Annotated in this window: 14 protein-coding genes; 11 read left to right on the top strand and 3 right to left on the bottom strand. The window is 41.2% G+C overall.

The window, feature by feature from the left end; all coding sequences use genetic code 11:
• Position 1: 1 nt before the first annotated feature.
• Both secD and secF read left to right on the top strand, forming a co-directional pair.
• On the top strand, positions 2-1,861 hold the full coding sequence (gene secD / locus L1264_RS05430; protein WP_235403755.1) for a protein translocase subunit SecD: 1,860 nt from the start codon (positions 2-4) through the stop codon (positions 1,859-1,861).
• Positions 1,862-1,869: 8 nt separating this feature from the next.
• Positions 1,870-2,817 (top strand): protein translocase subunit SecF, encoded by a 948-nt coding sequence (gene secF, locus L1264_RS05425; protein WP_135923319.1) that lies wholly within the window; start codon positions 1,870-1,872, stop codon positions 2,815-2,817.
• A gap of 118 nt (positions 2,818-2,935) precedes the next feature.
• On the opposite strand, the gene L1264_RS05420 is transcribed toward secF, so the two are convergent.
• Together L1264_RS05420 and L1264_RS05415 are read right to left on the bottom strand one after the other, a co-directional pair.
• Positions 2,936-4,444, bottom strand: a complete 1,509-nt coding sequence (locus L1264_RS05420; RefSeq protein ID WP_235403754.1) for a mannitol dehydrogenase family protein — start codon at positions 4,442-4,444, stop codon at positions 2,936-2,938.
• A 3-nt stretch (positions 4,445-4,447) separates the two neighbouring features.
• A complete protein-coding gene (locus tag L1264_RS05415; RefSeq protein ID WP_135923321.1) occupies positions 4,448-6,172 on the bottom strand; it encodes a purine-cytosine permease family protein in 1,725 nt (574 codons plus the stop codon).
• Between the two features lie 497 nt (positions 6,173-6,669).
• Here L1264_RS05415 and L1264_RS05410 point away from each other — a divergent pair, with 497 nt between their 5' ends.
• From L1264_RS05410 to L1264_RS05390, 5 genes are all read left to right on the top strand, one after another.
• Positions 6,670-8,025: a carbohydrate porin gene (locus L1264_RS05410; protein ID WP_235403753.1), complete on the top strand. Its 1,356-nt coding sequence runs from the start codon at positions 6,670-6,672 to the stop codon at positions 8,023-8,025.
• A 477-nt stretch (positions 8,026-8,502) separates the two neighbouring features.
• Complete coding sequence (locus tag L1264_RS05405) at positions 8,503-9,459, top strand: sugar-binding transcriptional regulator (RefSeq protein ID WP_235403752.1); 957 nt, start codon at positions 8,503-8,505, stop codon at positions 9,457-9,459.
• 127 nt (positions 9,460-9,586) lie between these two features.
• Positions 9,587-10,120, top strand: coding sequence for a hypothetical protein (locus L1264_RS05400; RefSeq protein ID WP_199527661.1), 534 nt, complete (start codon positions 9,587-9,589; stop codon positions 10,118-10,120).
• Positions 10,121-10,207: 87 nt separating this feature from the next.
• Complete coding sequence (locus L1264_RS05395; protein ID WP_138556711.1) at positions 10,208-11,998, top strand: GGDEF domain-containing protein; 1,791 nt, start codon at positions 10,208-10,210, stop codon at positions 11,996-11,998.
• A gap of 82 nt (positions 11,999-12,080) precedes the next feature.
• Positions 12,081-12,923 carry a substrate-binding periplasmic protein gene (locus L1264_RS05390; RefSeq protein ID WP_235403750.1) on the top strand — a complete coding sequence of 281 codons (843 nt, stop codon included), beginning with the start codon at positions 12,081-12,083 and terminating at the stop codon, positions 12,921-12,923.
• A gap of 54 nt (positions 12,924-12,977) precedes the next feature.
• Here the strand turns inward: L1264_RS05390 and suhB are convergent, their stop codons facing one another.
• Complete coding sequence (gene suhB / locus L1264_RS05385) at positions 12,978-13,781, bottom strand: inositol-1-monophosphatase (RefSeq protein WP_135923326.1); 804 nt, start codon at positions 13,779-13,781, stop codon at positions 12,978-12,980.
• 1,232 nt (positions 13,782-15,013) lie between these two features.
• On the opposite strand from suhB, the gene trmJ reads away from it, so the two are divergent.
• The 4 genes from trmJ to iscU all read left to right on the top strand — a co-directional run bounded on the left by trmJ (position 15,014) and on the right by iscU (position 18,084).
• Complete coding sequence (trmJ, locus tag L1264_RS05380) at positions 15,014-15,736, top strand: tRNA (cytosine(32)/uridine(32)-2'-O)-methyltransferase TrmJ (protein WP_135923327.1); 723 nt, start codon at positions 15,014-15,016, stop codon at positions 15,734-15,736.
• Between the two features lie 192 nt (positions 15,737-15,928).
• Positions 15,929-16,420 (top strand): Fe-S cluster assembly transcriptional regulator IscR, encoded by a 492-nt coding sequence (gene iscR, locus L1264_RS05375; protein WP_063701779.1) that lies wholly within the window; start codon positions 15,929-15,931, stop codon positions 16,418-16,420.
• A gap of 22 nt (positions 16,421-16,442) precedes the next feature.
• Positions 16,443-17,660, top strand: coding sequence for an IscS subfamily cysteine desulfurase (locus tag L1264_RS05370; protein ID WP_135923328.1), 1,218 nt, complete (start codon positions 16,443-16,445; stop codon positions 17,658-17,660).
• A 40-nt stretch (positions 17,661-17,700) separates the two neighbouring features.
• A complete protein-coding gene (iscU, locus tag L1264_RS05365) occupies positions 17,701-18,084 on the top strand; it encodes a Fe-S cluster assembly scaffold IscU (protein ID WP_054552501.1) in 384 nt (127 codons plus the stop codon).
• Position 18,085 lies beyond the last annotated feature (1 nt).

Raw genomic sequence — 18,085 nt, 5'->3', positions numbered from 1 at the left:
CGTGTTAAACAAGTTTCCATTATGGAAGTATTTACTTGTTCTTGTTGTGTTAGTCGTTGGTATTCTGTATGCCTCACCTAACTTGTATGGCCGCGACCCGGCCATACAAGTATCGGGCACTAAAGGTACTGATGCTGACCTCAGCGTACTCGATAAAGTAAATGCGACCCTCAAAGAACATAACGTTACTGTTAAATCAAGCAAACTTGAAGACGGACAAATCCTGGTTCGTTTTAAGAATGTTGAAGAGCAACTAAAAGCGCAAGATATACTGCGTGATTCCCTTAGTGAAGATTACATCTCTGCAATCAATATGGCTCCGGCTCAACCTGAGTGGTTAAAAGCATTGGGTGGTAACCCGATGAAGCTAGGCCTAGATTTAAGCGGTGGTGTTCACTTTACTATGGAAATCGACATGGCGACGGCGGTTGATACTCAGCTTGAGCAAATGGAACAAGATTTCAAAAGTGACTTACGTGAAGAAAAGCTACGTTATCGCACTATTCGTAGAGTAGCAGGTAGTGAGCGTCTACGTGTTGAGATGCGTAACGAAGAAGACAAAGATGCCGCAGAGCGCTTCTTATCTACTCGTTACCCGTTAAACGTATACATTGATGATAGCAGCAGTGATAACGCTTTTTTTGCCAGCATGAGCGAGCAAAAGCTAAAAGAAATTCGCGATTATGCTATCAAACAAAACGAAACGATTATTCGTAACCGTATTAACCAAATCGGTGTTGCAGAGCCTAACGTACAGCGCCAAGGTGCTGAGCGTATTATTGTGCAACTTCCGGGTGTACAAGATACTGCACGCGCTAAAGAAATCTTAGGTGCAACAGCAACGCTTGAATTCCGTGAAGTTGACGAAAATGCCGATGCAGGTGCCGCTTTACAAGGTCGTGTACCGCCAGGTACTGAAGTGATCATGGCACGTGATGGATACCCAGTGGTACTTAAGCAACGCATCATCCTTGAAGGTAGCCACATTACTGGTGCGCAATCTGGTATGGATGAGTATCAGCGCCCACAGGTTAGTATTGCGCTAGACAGCAAAGGTGGCGCAAAAATGAATGCGTTCACTAAACGTGCTATCGGCAAACGCATGGCCACAGTATTTATTGAATATAAGCCATCAGGTAAAACAGATGAAAACGGTAAAGCACTTCCACCTATTAAAGTTGAAGAAGTGATTAACGTGGCGACGATTCAAGCCCGCCTTGACCGTTCATTCCGTATTACTGGTATCGATAATCCAGCTGAAGCACATAACCTGAGCTTATTACTTCGTGCCGGTGCACTTGTTGCGCCGATTCAAATTGTTGAAGAACGCACGGTAGGTCCAAGCTTAGGTCAAGAGAACATTGAAGCGGGTATGACTGCGGTTGTGCTAGGTTTCGTGTTTGTGCTTGTATTTATGCTTTTTTATTACAAAGGTTTCGGCATGGTGGCGAACATCGCTCTGGGTGCCAACTTAGTATTGATTGTCGGTGTAATGTCGCTTATTCCGGGTGCTGCTTTAACGCTACCAGGTATCGCAGGTATCGTATTAACTGTAGGTATGGCGGTTGATGCTAACGTACTTATCTTTGAACGTATCCGTGAAGAGCTTGAAGATGGTCGTAGTCCACAACAAGCGGTTCATTTTGGTTACGACAGCGCATTTAGCACAATTTTCGATGCTAATATCACAACGCTTATCGCAGCAGTGATCCTATTTGCAGTGGGCACTGGTCCTATTGCTGGTTTCGCAGTAACACTTGCGATTGGTATTATCACCTCTATGTTTACAGCCATTGTTGGTACCCGTGCGGTAATCAACTTATTCATTGGCGGTAAGCGTATTGATAAGTTGTCGATTTAGGAGTCAGCATGCAAATTTTAAAACTCGGTGGTAAAACACTCCCGTTTATGAAGTTAAGAAAGTTTGCCATGACATTATCAACTTTGTTGATTTTGGCTTCTTTCGTATCGTTTTTTACTAAAGGCTTAAATTTCGGCCTCGACTTCACAGGCGGTACTGCTGTTGAAGTGGGCTTTACTCAAGCACCTGATCTTAAAGAAGTACGTGATGCGATCACAGAAAGCGGCTTTGAAGATTTCTCGGTACAGCTGTTTGGCTCAAGTAAAGAGATCCTAGTTCGTCTTGCTCCACAAGGTGCTGGCGTAAAAGCAGAAGTGATTGGTAACCAAATCATTACGGCATTACAAAAAGTTGAGCCGACAGTAGAAATGCGTCGTATCGAGTTTGTTGGCCCAAGTGTTGGTGAAGATCTAAAAGAGCAGGGTGGCCTTGCCATGTTAACTGCACTTATCTGTATCTTAATTTACGTTGCGTTTCGTTTTGAATGGCGTTTTGCGGTAGGTGCGGTATCGGCACTATTACACGACGTTATCATTACATTAGGCTTATTCTCAATACTAGGTCTTGAGTTTGACTTAACGATTCTTGCGGCAATCTTGGCGGTAATAGGTTACTCACTTAACGATACCATCGTTGTTTCTGACCGTATCCGTGAAAACTTCCGTAAAGTGCGTATTGATGACACCATTGAAATTATCGATATTTCATTAACGCAAACGTTAAACCGTACCTTAGTAACATCAATCACAACTATCTTAGTATTGATTGCGTTATTTGGCTGGGGTGGTCAAACGATCCACGGTTTCGCAACTGCATTACTATTTGGTGTATTCATCGGTACTTATTCATCTGTGTATGTTGCTTCAGCTGTAGCAATTGCAATGGGTGTAAGTAAAGAAGACTTAATTCCAGAAGTAATTGAAAAAGAAGGTGCGGATCTCGATCCTATGCCTTAACTGAGTGTTAAAAAGAAAAACCGCCCTAAATTTAGGGCGGTTTTTTGTTTTTATATACACTGGCAATGATATTTAATCATTCAAGTGACAAAACTAGTCACTAATTGCGTTTTATCGCCTAATTATAAACTTGCTTCGCCTGAGCCTGATCTAATAGTGATACTATAATGTGCTCAATAGCCACACCTGCATAGAGCTTACTAATGTAAGATTTATATTCATTACAAAATGACGTGTTTTCAACAAGTGCGCCAAAAATGCTCGGTTGCTCCAGAAAAGCGAGCGGGGAAATTCGCGATGCATGAGCTGCCTGTTGTAATGTTTCAGCCATATCATCGATGATCTCTAAAGGCTCTCCTTGTTGGGTTAAATGCGTATCACTATATAAACACCATCCAGCAATAACTAAACTCGCAATAGCAGTATTACCGTTGTTTTTGAGGTTTTCCATAATTGTTGGTACCAAAAAAGTAGATACTTTGGCTGCGCTTTGTGAGCAAATTCTTGTAAGGCTATCTTTGATGTTTGGATTTGCAAAACGGGCAATTAGTGTTTTTTTATAGTCACTAAGGTCAATACCCGGTACGGCATCTAAAATAGGTGTGACTTCGCTATCCATAAACTCGGTTATAAGCTTAGTGAACAAAGGATCGCAGATTGCTTGTTCAATAGTTTGATAGCCGCGTAAAGAACCTAAAATGCCAAGCACTGAGTGGCTAGCATTAAGTAGACGAATCTTCATCGTTTCGTAAGGTGTTACATCATCTACAATCTGGGCACCAACAAGTTCCCATGCTGGGCGTTGTTGACTAAACTTGTCTTCAATCACCCATTGATGAAATGGCTCACAAGTAACAGGCCATTTATCAATAATGCCCAAATTCTTAGCAAGTGCTAAGTCGCTTTGATCCGTTGCTGGAGTTATTCTATCTACCATGGCATTGGGGAAACAAACATGGCTTTCGACCCAATCGGCAAGTCCGTGGTCGAATGCTCGAATATAAGTAACAAGCATTTTTCGAGTAATGTCGCCGTTGTGTTGGATATTGTCGCATGACTGAATGGTAAATGGCGGCCTATCGGTTTTTCGTCGACGTGCTAATGCAGCAGCCAAATAACCAAAGATAAGCTTAGGTTTATCTGGGTTAGCTAAATCATGCTGAATATCAGGATTAGTAAAGTCAAATTCACCGCTAGATGGATCGTAGTTATATCCTCCCTCGGTAATTGTTAATGATACAATATACGTTTCGTCAGCAGCCATTTTACTAATGACTGCTTCAGGGTCGTCAGGGGCCATTAGAAAATCCGTCATGCAGCCAATAACTTGCACTTGCGTATGTCCATCAGGGTGCTTCGTCAAAATTGAGTAAAGGTAGTCTTGTGATTCTAGATGTTGTTTTACTAAGCGGTCTGCTTCACGTAAACCAACACCACATATACCCCAGCGTAAATCATCACTACGGTTAATATAGTTATCAGTGTAGAAAGCTTGGTGTGAGCGATGAAATCCACCCACCCCTACGTGAACGATACCTGATTGCAATGCTTGGCGGTCATATTCTGGGACTGCCACTGTGGTCGGTAATGAGCTCAACGTAGATTGCTGCAGTGAAATTACGTCCATATCTTAGCTCCTTAAACTTGCTGGCTGAAAATGGTTTCTACGATGCATCGCCCAGTAAGCTGTAGCAAAATAGATAATTGTGCAGGCAAATCCAATGTTAAAAAATAAAGTTCGGTTAGCCTCGTATGAACTGATATCAGGTGAAAAGAACATGGTATTAGTAGCCAGTGCTATCGTTACACCTAAGCTTAACCACGCAAGTGTTGACAATAGTTTGGTAAATCCACGCTGATCAATGGCGAAAAGAGGCTCTTTAGCTGCTTGCTCTGCATGAAATTCTTTTACACGTGTATCAAACGCAGCAAGTTCAGCTTCTTGTTCTGGGTATGAATCAGCAGCTCCGTATCTTTTAGCTAACTGGATATAAACGATGATGCTAAATATCCATGTTGGGATGAATAAGTAGTAAAAAGGCATAATGTCTATCGCATTCAACGTAAAGCCAAAGACGAGTCCCAGAGCCCATGATAAAACAGCCGCAGAGCTGTGCTGAAGCTGTTTGTATGTTACCCAATAGCGAGTTAACCCAAGTTTTGGAAATAAGAAGTGCTCAGCAAATACAATAGCGCCCACAGGTACAACTAAGAGACCTGCATAGGTTAATAATGGCAATAGTTTGGTAAATACAAACGGAAAACATGCAATGATGACTGTAACTATACCTACTAAAAATGTGGTTCTAGTTCGAGATTGATTACTAAAAATAGCTTGAGCAGCAAGGCCTGCACGATACAGGTTGGCATTTGCAGTTGTCCATCCTGCGACAATAACGATCACTAACCCAGATAAGCCTAGTGCGTGAAATGCAACATCGCCGGGATCCAATTCAACAATAGACTTCTTCACTAAAACTGCAGTCCCCGCGCCCATAATACCTGCAGAGATCCAAGCTATATAGTGCCCAAATAACATGCCTGCAGAGGTACATAGCCCATAACTTTTTTTCTTTGCATAGCGCAGAAGAGCCATGTCTATTAAGCCAAAATGGGTAATTGTATTTGCAGCCCAAGAAAAGCCTATAACTTCGAGTAAACCAATTCCGGGTTCACCATTGGCATCAAGACCCGTCCAAACAGAGATGCTGCCAATATGCATAAAGTCTCCCCAGCTAGAGACGACTGTTTGGCCAATAACAGCATTTGCAAGCTCTGGCATAAGCACTAATGGACCACTTATAAACATCACGAATAACCAAGGAGCGCAAATACCTGAAAAGCGTGATACGGCGTTAAAACCATACATGGCAACAAGTACAACAATGATCCCTACAGCCAGTACAACCATGACAAATAAAGAGTTAGTTGGATACCAGTTAAGTTGAGCCGGAATATTTAAGGCAAAGCGGACTGCGGTCGCAGAAACTGTAATCATGGCTGCAGAAATAACAGTAAATATAATTACATTCGCCCAGTTGTATAGCCGGGTCATCGAGTCACCAGCAATTTTTTGTAGGTAGGTATATAAACTTAAACGTGTTTCTACAGCTATGGGGGTTGTTATGAGCGTCCAACTCAATACAGCAAGAATATTACCGATCAGTAGTCCAAGGAGGATATCTGTCATGGTTGCGCCAAGTGCGACAAATGTTGCACCAAATACAAACTCCGTTGCAGCTACGTGTTCACCTGCATATAGACCTAAAAAGTGCTTCCATCCTTTGAGTTTGTGTTGTGCAATCGGTAATTGTTCCTCTTCTAACCCTTTTAAATCGACCTGATTACTTTTCATAAGTACTTGTCCCTGTTAGTCATATGACGTGCTGCTCTTTAATGTTCTTTAAAGGGATTCTTTTTTATTAAAACTTCCTAAAAATATGAAAACCTCGACTCAAACAAGGTGTGTTATGGATCAACGCGTCTAATTCAACTGTAATAAATTACCTACTCCATGGTAAATAATTTGTTTGGGCATTGTTGTTGCCTTTGGGCATAATCCTACTGGTGTATTGTTTTGTCAATAATAAGTTAATGAGTAGATAAAGAGAGGGGTTCATCATTCATCATAACTCTAGTGATATTTAACTGACTTAATGTTGTTTTTTAGTGATTTCATACTGTTATTTGTCATTTCGATGTTTGGCAAGCTCTTGCTGTTTTTATTGACAAATATTATATGTGTTGGGAATATGCTCAATTAGTGTTTGTTTGCTCAACGTGAAAGGTGGTAGTAACAATTTGGCGATGAGTTTAGAGCACTCGAGCGTAATTAAAATGGAGAACACATACATGGATAACAATCAATCGATTGCAGTAACACAGAAATCAAAAATGTTGTTTTTTCGTTGTTCAGTGAAAAAGCGACGTTTAATTCCTTCAATGTCAGCGATTTTGGTTTTAAGTTCTTTTACAAGTCATGGGGCTGAAACGTTTGATGCACAAAAACATATAACAGGTGACTGGAGCGGGGCACGATCTGAATTGTCGCAGCGAGGTATGGATTTTCGTTTAGGCTATTTCAATCAGGTTGCTCATAATTTGAAAGGCGGTCTTGATAATGAGGTGGCTTATGCTGACCAATTTTTTGTTGGTGGATATATTGATCTTGAAAAGCTTTTTGGTTGGTCTGGAGCTGAGTTTAAAGTTGAAATTACAAATCGAAATGGTGAGCTAATAAACAACAAGGCAGGTATTCCATCATTACTTCAATCACAGCAAATTTATGGTCGAGGAAATGTAACTCGTCTCACACAATTTTCATTAACTCAACAGCTGTTCGATGATCAGCTCAGTATTAAAGTTGGTCGAATTTATCCAAGCGCTGATTTTTTTGCTATGAGCTGCGCTTTTCAACATTTAACATTTTGCAGTGGTGGTTCATCTAATTATTTGAGTAGTAGTTGGTATGGTGATCCATTGAGTACTTTAGGGGCGCAATTAACGTATAAGTTATCGGATAACTTATTATTTAAAATAGGTAGCTACGATGCAAACCCACAAGTAATGTCGTTGAACCAAGGGTTGAAGCTGCATACATCAGGTGGTATTGACGGCACCACCGTGGTGGGAGAGTTAGAATATAAAGTGAACTATGGGCATGGCTTGCAAGGGGATTACCGAGTTGGTGTCGTGCGTAGCAGCTTAGATAAAGCCAAGCTTGTAAATGAAGCAGGCTTTCCGGCCGGTTCGACTATTGATGCTGTTGCGATTGAAGATACGGATAACGCATTTTATTTTAACCTTGAACAGCAAATAACACGCAACCCATCAGGTGGTGGATTACGGGTATTTGCGAGTATGATTCATGCAGATAGTAGTATTAGCGCAGTGGGTGAAGTGATCGCGATAGGAGGGTTTATTACAGCGCCATATGCTAGTCGCCCTAATGACCGTATTGGATTAGCTATTGGGCGAAACAGCGTCAGTAAAGAGTTAACTGATGCACAGCATAAATATAATGTAAATCATATAAATAGTGATTTTAATGTGCGTAGTCATGAATACCCGATTGAGCTTAACTACAATTATGCAATTACGCCTGCGATTGAGTTGATGCCAAGTGTTCAATTCATTATTCATCCAAATGGTGATCGCGAAGAAGAGAATGCCATCATTGCGGGTTTACAGCTGAGTTTTAACTTCTAATCTCTAGTTTTATATTGTGTGCCAATAGATGGCTGTAAAAAATAGTTAAGAAATATCCCGCTAGTTTTTTGCAAAACCAATAAAAAACAGCACGATTCATAAGTGAACGTGCTGTTTTTTAAGTTTTACTCGCACTGTGTTTGTTGTTCAGTCAGGCTTTATTTAATCGTTGCTTGGTGGTTACTCTGTAAAAAATAGGGTAGAAATCATGTCTAATACTTCCTTGAACCCTGAATTTTGTTTTAGAGTAGTAATACTATTAAGTTTAAAACAGGCTATGTTATTAAAATTTATGGTATCTTTTAAATCAGTAGCCAGAACTCAATAATAGCTGGCGCATAGTTGGGTTTGATACCAATAAGCCTGATTCTGTATGTTAATCTGCAAAAATAGCAAAAATAGCAAAAACGAATAGATTGGTGCAGTGAATCATTTTACTGTTAATTTTTTCATTAATGGCCAAAACAGGTATAAATAATGGCTTTGCCCCCTATTACTGAAAACCAAAAATTAGAGGAAGCAGCCAGAGCTGGTTGGCTTTATTATGTTGCAGGAAAAACACAAGACGAGATCGCTAAACAGCTCAATACATCTCGACAATCTGCGCAAAGATTAGTGGCAATGGCCGTATCAAAAGGGTTAATAAAAGTCCGACTTGAACACCCAATTAAACGTTGCATGGAACTGGCTGATTTACTTCAACAACGCTTCGGCTTACTCAAGTGTGAGGTGGTTCCAAGTGTGCCGGGTGATGCTGATTCTGTAGTGGGTCTTTCACAAGCCGGTGCAGCTGAAATTGAACGGTACGCAAAAAGCCGACAAGCTAAGACGATTGCTTTTGGGACCGGACGAGCCTTACGTGCTTGCACTAATGAACTTACAAATATGCAGTGCCCTCAGCACCGTATTGTCTCGTTGGTTGGAAACATAGCGCAGGATGGTTCTGCTAGTCGTTATGATGTTGCTATTCATGTTGCAGAGCGTTTAGGGGCAAGACATTTTCCTATGCCTGTTCCTGTTATTGCTAGTGCGCAAGCAGATAAAGCTCAATGGCAACAGCTGACGCATGTAAAAAATGTTCATGAGCTCGCCCTACAAGCAGATGTGTATTTTGTCGGGGTTGGTGACTTGGGGATAAACTCCCCTTTACATTTAGATGGGTTTATTACACAACATGAGCTTGCGGCACTTGAGGCTATGGGTGCCACAGGTGAAGTAATAAGTTGGATATTTGATAGTAATGGTAAACTCGTTCAATCTGACATAAACCAGCGTGTAACGAGCGTTGCTTTGTCTACTCGTCGAGACAAACATGTAATAGGAATTGCTGCAGGGCAGAACAAGGTTCCAGCCATTGCCGGGGCAATAGAGTCTGGTATGATCAATTCCCTCATTACAAATGAGTCTACTGCTGAAGCGTTATTGCATTTATAAATGCTATTAGCGAGAGGCCTTGCTTAGTTAGTTTGCGTTGCTTTTACTTGAAGGCATCTCATTCACTCACTTGCAAAGATAAATTAAATGACGAGGCGGTAATATACTGTTATTTATGAGAAAACTTATGAAAAAGCTAATGCTGAGCGCGTGTTCACTTTGTTTGCTTGTTGCATGTACAGAAGAGCCATCACCCCAGCAGCCTGAAAGCAGCAATACAAGTGGTGATGTGCGACAGCAATTAGATATGTATCAAAACCTAGCTTGGCATGTAGTCAGTTTATTACAAAGCCAATCTACGCCAACGCAGATAAGTGACTCAGTAACAACTTTAATCGGCTCATCAAAGCAGTTGTTTGTAAATCTTAAAGAGCAACTGCCTGAATGCGAAGAAAGTCTAAACGTTATGGCGCAAATTGCCATGATTAAACAGCAACATATAGAGATAGAAAATGGCGGGTCTCAAGAAGAGCTCCCCAAACTACCTGAATTCTCAGCGCCGAGTTGCTACCACGCACAAAAGCTATTACTTAATCCACTTGCGGTCTATACACTAACTCAACAAGCAGATTTAGCACAAAGTGATTACCAACACGCAAAGTTAAAAATGATTGATAGTTTTGCACGCATCAAGCAGATAGAAATGATTGCTGCTGAGTAGTCATTGCTAGTCATAGCCTTGCCATAAAATTGTCATACAAGGTTGCTAATTTAGTCGCCTATTTGTATTACTGATGCTAGGTGTAAGGTGAGCGCACAACTACAGCAGATCTTAGATAACAGTGCAATTGAAACCTTGTTTCAACCTATCTTTGATATTTCTAATCAACATATTTTGGGCTATGAGGCGTTAAGTCGTGGGCCTAAAGATTCTGAGTTAGAAATGCCCAGTGCATTGTTCAGCGAAGCCATTGCTTGTCATAAAATCTCTGAGTTAGAGTTACTTTGCCGCAGTAAAGCGATTGAGAACTTTGTTAAGCTTAACCTACAAGGTAAGTTATTCTTAAATGTAAGCCCTAAGACTTTACTCGATCCGTGTCATCCAAAAGGTGAAACTTTGCACCTTGTTGAGCAGTTCGGTTTAGCTGCTAATCGTGTGGTTATCGAGGTTACAGAGCAAGAAAAAGTCGATGATGGCTTTTTATTGTTAAAGACTATTGCACATTATCGTGAGCTAGGTTTTTCGATTGCAATTGATGATTTAGGCGCCGGCTATTCGGGCTTAAAACAATGGTCTGAGTTATGTCCTGAATTTGTAAAAATAGACCGCTACTTTATTGATCATTGCGACCAGAGTGTGGTTAAAAAAGAGTTTTTAAAGTCTATTATTGAGCTTGCTAAAGCAACCAATACGCAAGTAATAGCAGAAGGCATTGAGCGTGTAGAGGAGCTTCGCTTACTCGAAAGTTTAGGGGTACAGCATGCACAAGGCTTTTTGTTAGAAAGGCCAAGTTTACAGCCTAGTTACGAAATTAATATTCACTGCCTAAAGCATTTAGAATCATCAGATACTGAAAGTAATTTTGAACAGTCTATGGCGATTGGCTGGTTAGCAGTTGAACATGCAAGTATTGAATCAACAACCCGCTGTAAAGATGCTCATAAAATTTTTGAGCAAGATAAAACCTTAACGAGCCTTGCGGTACTAGAGCATAATATTCCTGTTGGTTTATTACACCGAGATCAACTTACCGAAGTATTTGCTGCCCCGTATGGGCATGCGCTTTATGATAAGCAACCCGTTACTTCTTTAATGGATAAACAGCCGTTAGTGGTAGACGAAAACGAGTTACTCGATACGGTGAGTCAGCAAATTACCGAATTTGAGTTTGATATTCGACGTCACATTGTGATCACCCGAAGTGGTGAATACTTAGGATTGGCACCCCTACGTAATATTTTAAAGCACATTACTGAAGAAAAAATCCGCCATGCACAACATGCCAACCCGCTTACAATGCTGCCGGGTAATGTCGCGATTAACGAAGCAATTGAGCTAAGGCTTCGCAATAATTATCCGTTCTCGCTAGCCTATGTTGATTTAAACCACTTTAAACAATTCAATGATCTGTACGGATACGCCAGTGGTGATAGCGTAATAAAGCTGCTAGCTGAGGTTATTGTCGAGGCGTGCAGCACGAGTAAAGGCTTTGTGGGGCACATTGGCGGGGATGATTTTATGGTCGTGTTTGATAAAAATGATGCAGAGCAAGTGTGCCATGACATCATTAATAAATTTGAGCATCAATCTCGCGCATTTTTTACGCCTGAGCATATTGAGCAAGGGGGTTATTGGGCAAGTAATCGAGAAGGTAAAAAGCAGTTTGTGCCTTTACTTACACTATCGATAGGGTTAGTTAAGCCAGATTTAGAGCTGTGTATTAATAGTCATCAGGTAGCTGCGCTGGCGACAGATGCAAAAAAAGAGGCTAAGCGTTATCAAAGTAGCCATTTATTTGTTTGCCAAAGAAGGCGACCAGCACCTGCTGTTGTGCGCCTTAGTTGTGCGAAAGATGACAGTGCATCTGTCGGACTATGAAGAAAATTTAAGTTTAGTAAGTTTTGCTTGTGTCTACATTTGAGTAGGTGTAGCTTAAAAAAAACACTATCAAAAAATAACAATGAAGCGACTATGTAGCGCAATTTTAGTATTGCTTAGCCTAGGATACAGCCTTACCACAGAAGCAAAAAATGTGGTGAATTTAGCGATTGAACAGCGCCCGCTCTACAAGCGTGATTATTATCTTCATGAATTACTGGCAGCGGCTTTACGTGCTGGTAATTACCAAGCAGAAATTAATGAGGTATTAGTACACCCTCATCAACAACGTACCTTACTGATGCTTGATGCAAAGCAAGCAGATATATTTTGGAGCATGACAAGCCCTGAGCGAGAACACCTTGCCATTGCAGTACCTGTGCCTTTGTTCAAGGGTTATATTGGTAAGCGAGCTCTACTAACGAAACGTGCATTTTTACCACTTTTCGAATCAGTAAAAACTAAACAAGACTTAGCGCCTTTAACGGCAATTCAAGGGCATGATTGGCCGGATACAAAAATTCTTGCGCAAAATGGCCTAACAGTCAGGCCGCTGGCAAATTATCAAGCGATGTTTAGTTTAGTGATCAGAGGACGAGTTGATTATTTTCCGCGTTCGTTCATTGAAGTGATCTCTGAACTAGAGCAAGTGAAAAGTGATGAGCTGGTTATAGTGCCAAACTTATATATCAGTTATCCAACAGCATTTTACTTTTTTGTTAGTAATCACAGGCCTGAACTAGCTGAAGTGTTAATGAAAGGACTGACAACGATGAAAAGCACGGGCGAGTTTGAACAGTTATTTGCTAGCTACTTCGCTGAAGACTTAGCTAAATTGCCGTTTAAAGAAAGTGAAGCCATAGAATTAAAACTCGATAACGATTATTTTCAGCCACAAAAAAAAGGAGCCTTAGCTCCTTTTTAGATACCAATTCGCTTAATTAAATAATATTGCGGCTTGGCATAATTACAACCGCTATTAGCGAAGTAGTGACTCAGTTAACACTGGGCGAATTTCACGAATGATCGCTTGAGTTAATTTAGGTGCACCACAAATGATGTTGCCGCTTTGGTTATAGTTAATACCACCTGCGAAATCAACAACCATACCGCCCGCTTCTTTAACTAAAAGCTCGCCTGCGGCTGTGTCCCATGGCTTAAGGCCAATTTCAAAGAAACCATCAACACGACCTGCTGCAACATAAGCCATATCTAATGCCGCAGAACCTGCACGGCGGATATCAGCAGTGTGTACGAAAAGCGCTTTAAACGCTTCAGAGTATGCGTCTAAGTGGTGCTTTTGTTTGAATGGGAAACCAGTTGCAAGTACAGAACCTGCTAACTCGTTAGTTTTAGTTACGCGTAAACGTTTGCTGTTAAGCTGTGCGCCTTGACCACGAGATGCTGTGAATAATTCACCGCGAATTGGATCATAGATAACAGCTTGGTCTAAACGACCTTTAACTTTAAGTGCAATAGATACTGCGAAATGAGGGATACCCTTGATGAAGTTAGTTGTGCCATCAAGTGGGTCAACAATCCATTGGTAATCTGCATCTTTACCTTTGTGCTCACCAAGCTCTTCACCAACGATACAATGATCAGGGTAAGATTTTAAAATAGTGTCACGAATTGCGGCTTCAGCTTCTTTGTCGATGTTAGTCACTAAGTCGTTAGTGCCTTTTTGTTGTACATCAACTTTTGATAAATCTTCACTTGCGCGAAGTAAAATTTTGCCTGCGTTACGCGCAGCGCGAACCGCAATGTTTAACATTGGATGCATAGCATTACCTTTGGGTTGTAAAAGAACGAATATATTTAAGCCGGCGTATTCTAGCGATTTCTAGCGTAAAGTAAACAATAAACTCGAATAAATTAGGTTGTTTTTTGTACAGGGTTGAAATGCAAGGGGATCCTATTGGACTACAGCGGTAAGCTATTAGTTTGATGTTGAATGGTGTTGCGGGTTGAGCATTTTGTCTAAGGCCTACCTCGTAGGAAGTACGTTAATACCAAATATATGTGCACAAAGAGAAGTGAATGAGAAGACAAAGGAAACCACAGATTTTTTCTTCCTCTAAAGCGCTGCGTCTCTTATCCTCTTTGTGAACATTTGGTTTTCTCTGTGGAGCGCGAAGCGCCTCTGTGTTCTCTGTGGTTCAAATATGTTTTGCACAAAGAGAAGTTAATGAGAAGAAAATGAGGAAGCGATAATCATGCTTTTTGTTTCTCTAAAGCGCAGCGTCTCTTATCACTCTTTGTGAACATTTGGATTTCTCTGTGTAGCGCGAAGCGCCTCTGTGTTATCTGTGGTTCAAATATGTTTTTGTAAAATCTTCATAAAGAGAAGTGAACGAGAAGATAAAGAGGAAGCGATAATCATGTTTTTGTTTTCTCTAAAGCGCAGCGTCTCTTATCCTCTTTGTGAACATTTGGATTTCTCTGTGTAGCGCGAAGCGCCTCTGTGTTCTCTGTGGTTCAAATATGTTTTTGTAAAATCTTCATAAAGAGAAGTGAACGAGAAGATAAAGAGGAAGCGATAATCATGTTTTTGTTTTCTCTAAAGCGCAGCGTCTCTTATCCTCTTTGTGCGATTAGGTGCCTTTGATGTAGGCGTGAAATTTATTTCGCTCGAAAAAACCTTCACAAAGAGAATTGAATGAGAAAACAAAGAGGAAACCACAGATTTTTTCTTCCTCTAAAGCGCAGCGTCTCTTATCACTCTTTGTGAACATTTGGATTTCTCTGTGTAGCGCGAAGCGCCTCTGTGTTCTCAGTGGTTCAAATATGTTTTTGTAAAATATGCACAAAGAGAAGTGAACGAGAAGATAAAGAGGAAACCACAGATTTTTTTCTTCCTCTAAAGCGTAGCGTCTCTTATCCTCTTTGTGAGTCATAGGATTATTGCGCGATGTAAAATCGCGCCTTACCGCTTACCGTTCAAAGCATATCGCCTAGCGGTTGCAGCCATGTTATAATCCCCGCAATTTTTGACTTTCAGTAAGTAACAACGCAATGACACTTGATGATATTCGTATCGTATTAGTTAACACATCACATTCTGGTAATATTGGCTCAGCGGCACGTGCTATGAAAACGATGGGCTTATCAAATTTATATCTTGTTGATCCTGCTTGTGAAATTGATAGTCATGCCAGTGCGCTTGCAGCCGGTGCAACTGATGTTTTAGGTAAAACAGTGGTTGTAGATACGCTAGCAGATGCAATTGCCGATTGTAGTTTAACAATTGGTACCAGTGCACGCTCACGTACATTATCTTGGCCTATGGTTGAGCCGCGTGAATGTGGTGAAAAATTAGTAGCTGAAGCTGAGCACGGTCCTGTTGCACTGGTATTTGGTCGTGAAAATAGTGGTTTAACAAACGAAGAACTACAACAATGTAATTACCACGTATGTATTCCTGCCAACCCTGAATATAGCTCGCTAAATCTAGCGATGGCGGTGCAAACATTGTGTTATGAAACACGTATGGCTTATTTAAATAAACAGCCAAAAGTACAAGAAGAAGACGAAGCAACCTATCCAAATGCGAAGCAAACTGAGCTGTTCTACGAGCACTTAGAGCAAACGCTAAACGACACGGGGTTTATTATCAAACAACACCCTGGCATGGTAATGACTAAATTACGTCGTTTATTTAACCGCGCGCGTCCAGAAGAAGCTGAGATGAACATCTTACGCGGTATTCTTACCTCCATTAATAAGTCTATAAAATAATCACAGGTTATAAGTATAATACTTGACTAAATTACTCAGGTAATTACAATATACCCAGTACTTGACTATTTTTGTCAAGTATTCGGTTTTATCAATGGCAAGTATCAATTTTTATCAAGTGATAATACTTGACTATTTTGGTCTGGTAATTAAAATTTGCACACCTTAGCGTGCAGTAACATCGGGGGCTCCATGAAGTTAACATCAAAAGGCAGATACGCAGTAACCGCCATGTTGGATGTTGCACTACATACAAATGTGGGTGCAGTGCCTCTTGCCGATATTTCTGAACGCCAAGAGATTTCGTTATCTTACCTTGAGCAATTATTCGCCCGTTTACGTAAAAATGGCCTTGTGACCTCTGTGCGTGGCCCAGGTGGCGGATATTTATTAGGTCGAGAAGCGAACGAAATTTCTGTCGGCGATGTGATTAACGCCGTTGATGAGTCTGTTGATGCAACACGTTGCCACAATGCAACGGGTGGCTGCCAAAGCGGCATGCGTTGTTTGACTCATACCTTATGGTCGGACTTAAGCGCACGTATCGAAGAGTTTTTAAATAGTATTACCCTTGCTGAATTGGTGGAAAAGTCAGATGTGAAAGAAGTCGCATCGCGCCAAGATAACAGCATCAACACTGCAATTAAGCAACTGGAAAACATTCAAGTAAGCTGTCAACTGTAGCTTGACGAAAGCGGAGAGAGAAATGAAGTTACCGATTTATTTAGATTACGCAGCAACCACGCCTGTTGATGAACGTGTGGCAAAAGAAATGATGCAATGCCTGACTATGGACGGTAATTTTGGTAACCCTGCATCACGCTCACACCGTTTTGGTTGGCAAGCAGAAGAAGCAGTTGATCAAGCACGTACAGATATTGCTGATCTGATCAACGCTGACCCGCGTGAAATTGTTTTCACTTCAGGTGCTACAGAATCAAACAACCTAGCAATTAAAGGTGCTGCGCAGTTCTATAAGAAGAAAGGCAAGCACGTTATCACTGTTAAAACAGAGCACAAAGCAGTGCTTGATACGTGTCGTGAACTAGAGCGTCAAGGTTTCGAAGTAACCTATATGGACGTTGAAGAAAACGGTTTACTTGACCTTAAAAAGCTTGAAGCTGCAATGCGTGACGACACAGTACTTGTGAGCGTAATGCACGTAAATAACGAGCTAGGTGTTATCCAAGATATCGCGACAATCGGCGAAATGTGCCGTGAGCGCAAAATTATGTTCCACGTAGATGCTGCACAAAGCGCAGGTAAAGTACTTATCGACGTGCAACAGTTAAAAGTAGATTTCATGTCGTTCTCAGGCCACAAAGTATATGGCCCGAAAGGTGTAGGCGCACTTTATGTTCGTCGTAAGCCACGTGCTCGCTTAGAAGCACAAATGCACGGTGGTGGTCATGAGCGTGGTATGCGTTCAGGCACATTGGCTACTCACCAGTTAGTTGGTATGGGCGCGGCATTTAGAATCGCTAAAGAAGATTTCGAAAAAGACCATGCACACATCAGCGCACTTCGTAAGCGTTTGGTTGATGGCATCATGGCTGATATGGAAGAAGTTTACTTCAATGGTGAACCAAGCCAGTCAGTTCCAGGTATTGTAAATATCAGCTTCAACTTTGTTGAAGGTGAGTCGTTATTAATGGCTGTTAAAGACATTGCTGTTTCATCAGGTTCAGCCTGTACCTCAGCAAGCTTAGAGCCTTCTTATGTACTACGTGCATTAGGCCGTAATGACGAGTTAGCACACAGCTCAATTCGTTTCAGCATTGGCCGCTTTACGACTGAAGAAGAGATTGATTACACCGTTGAACTAATCAAAAACTCGATCGGCCGTTTACGTGAGATGTCTCCTCTATGGGAAATGCATCAAGAAGGTATTGATTTAGATTCAGTTGAGTGGGCGCATCACTAATTAGTGATCGCCGCCGCTAGCAGGTAGTGAGGATAGTATTATGGCTTATAGTGATAAAGTAATCGATCATGTTGAAAATCCACGTAACGTGGGTGCTTTAGACAAAAATGATCCGTCGGTTGCAACAGGTATGGTGGGTGCACCAGCGTGTGGTGACGTAATGAAATTGCAAATCAAAGTATCACCAGAAGGTGTAATTGAAGATGCAAAATTCAAAACATATGGTTGTGGTAGCGCAATCGCTTCTTCTTCACTTGTAACTGAGTGGGTAAAAGGCAAAACATTAGACGAAGCTGCAACAATCAAAAATACTGATATCAGTGCTGAGCTTGAGTTACCGCCAGTGAAAATTCACTGTTCAATTTTAGCAGAAGACGCGATTCAAGCAGCAATTGCTGATTACAAAAGCAAACAAGCGAAGTAAG

Source organism: Pseudoalteromonas sp. APAL1 (genome assembly GCF_021532475.1).
Taxonomy (GTDB): Bacteria; Pseudomonadota; Gammaproteobacteria; order Enterobacterales; family Alteromonadaceae; genus Pseudoalteromonas; species Pseudoalteromonas lipolytica_C.
Note: the sequence above shows the minus strand (reverse complement) of the source record. Positions and strands in the feature narration are given on the sequence as shown.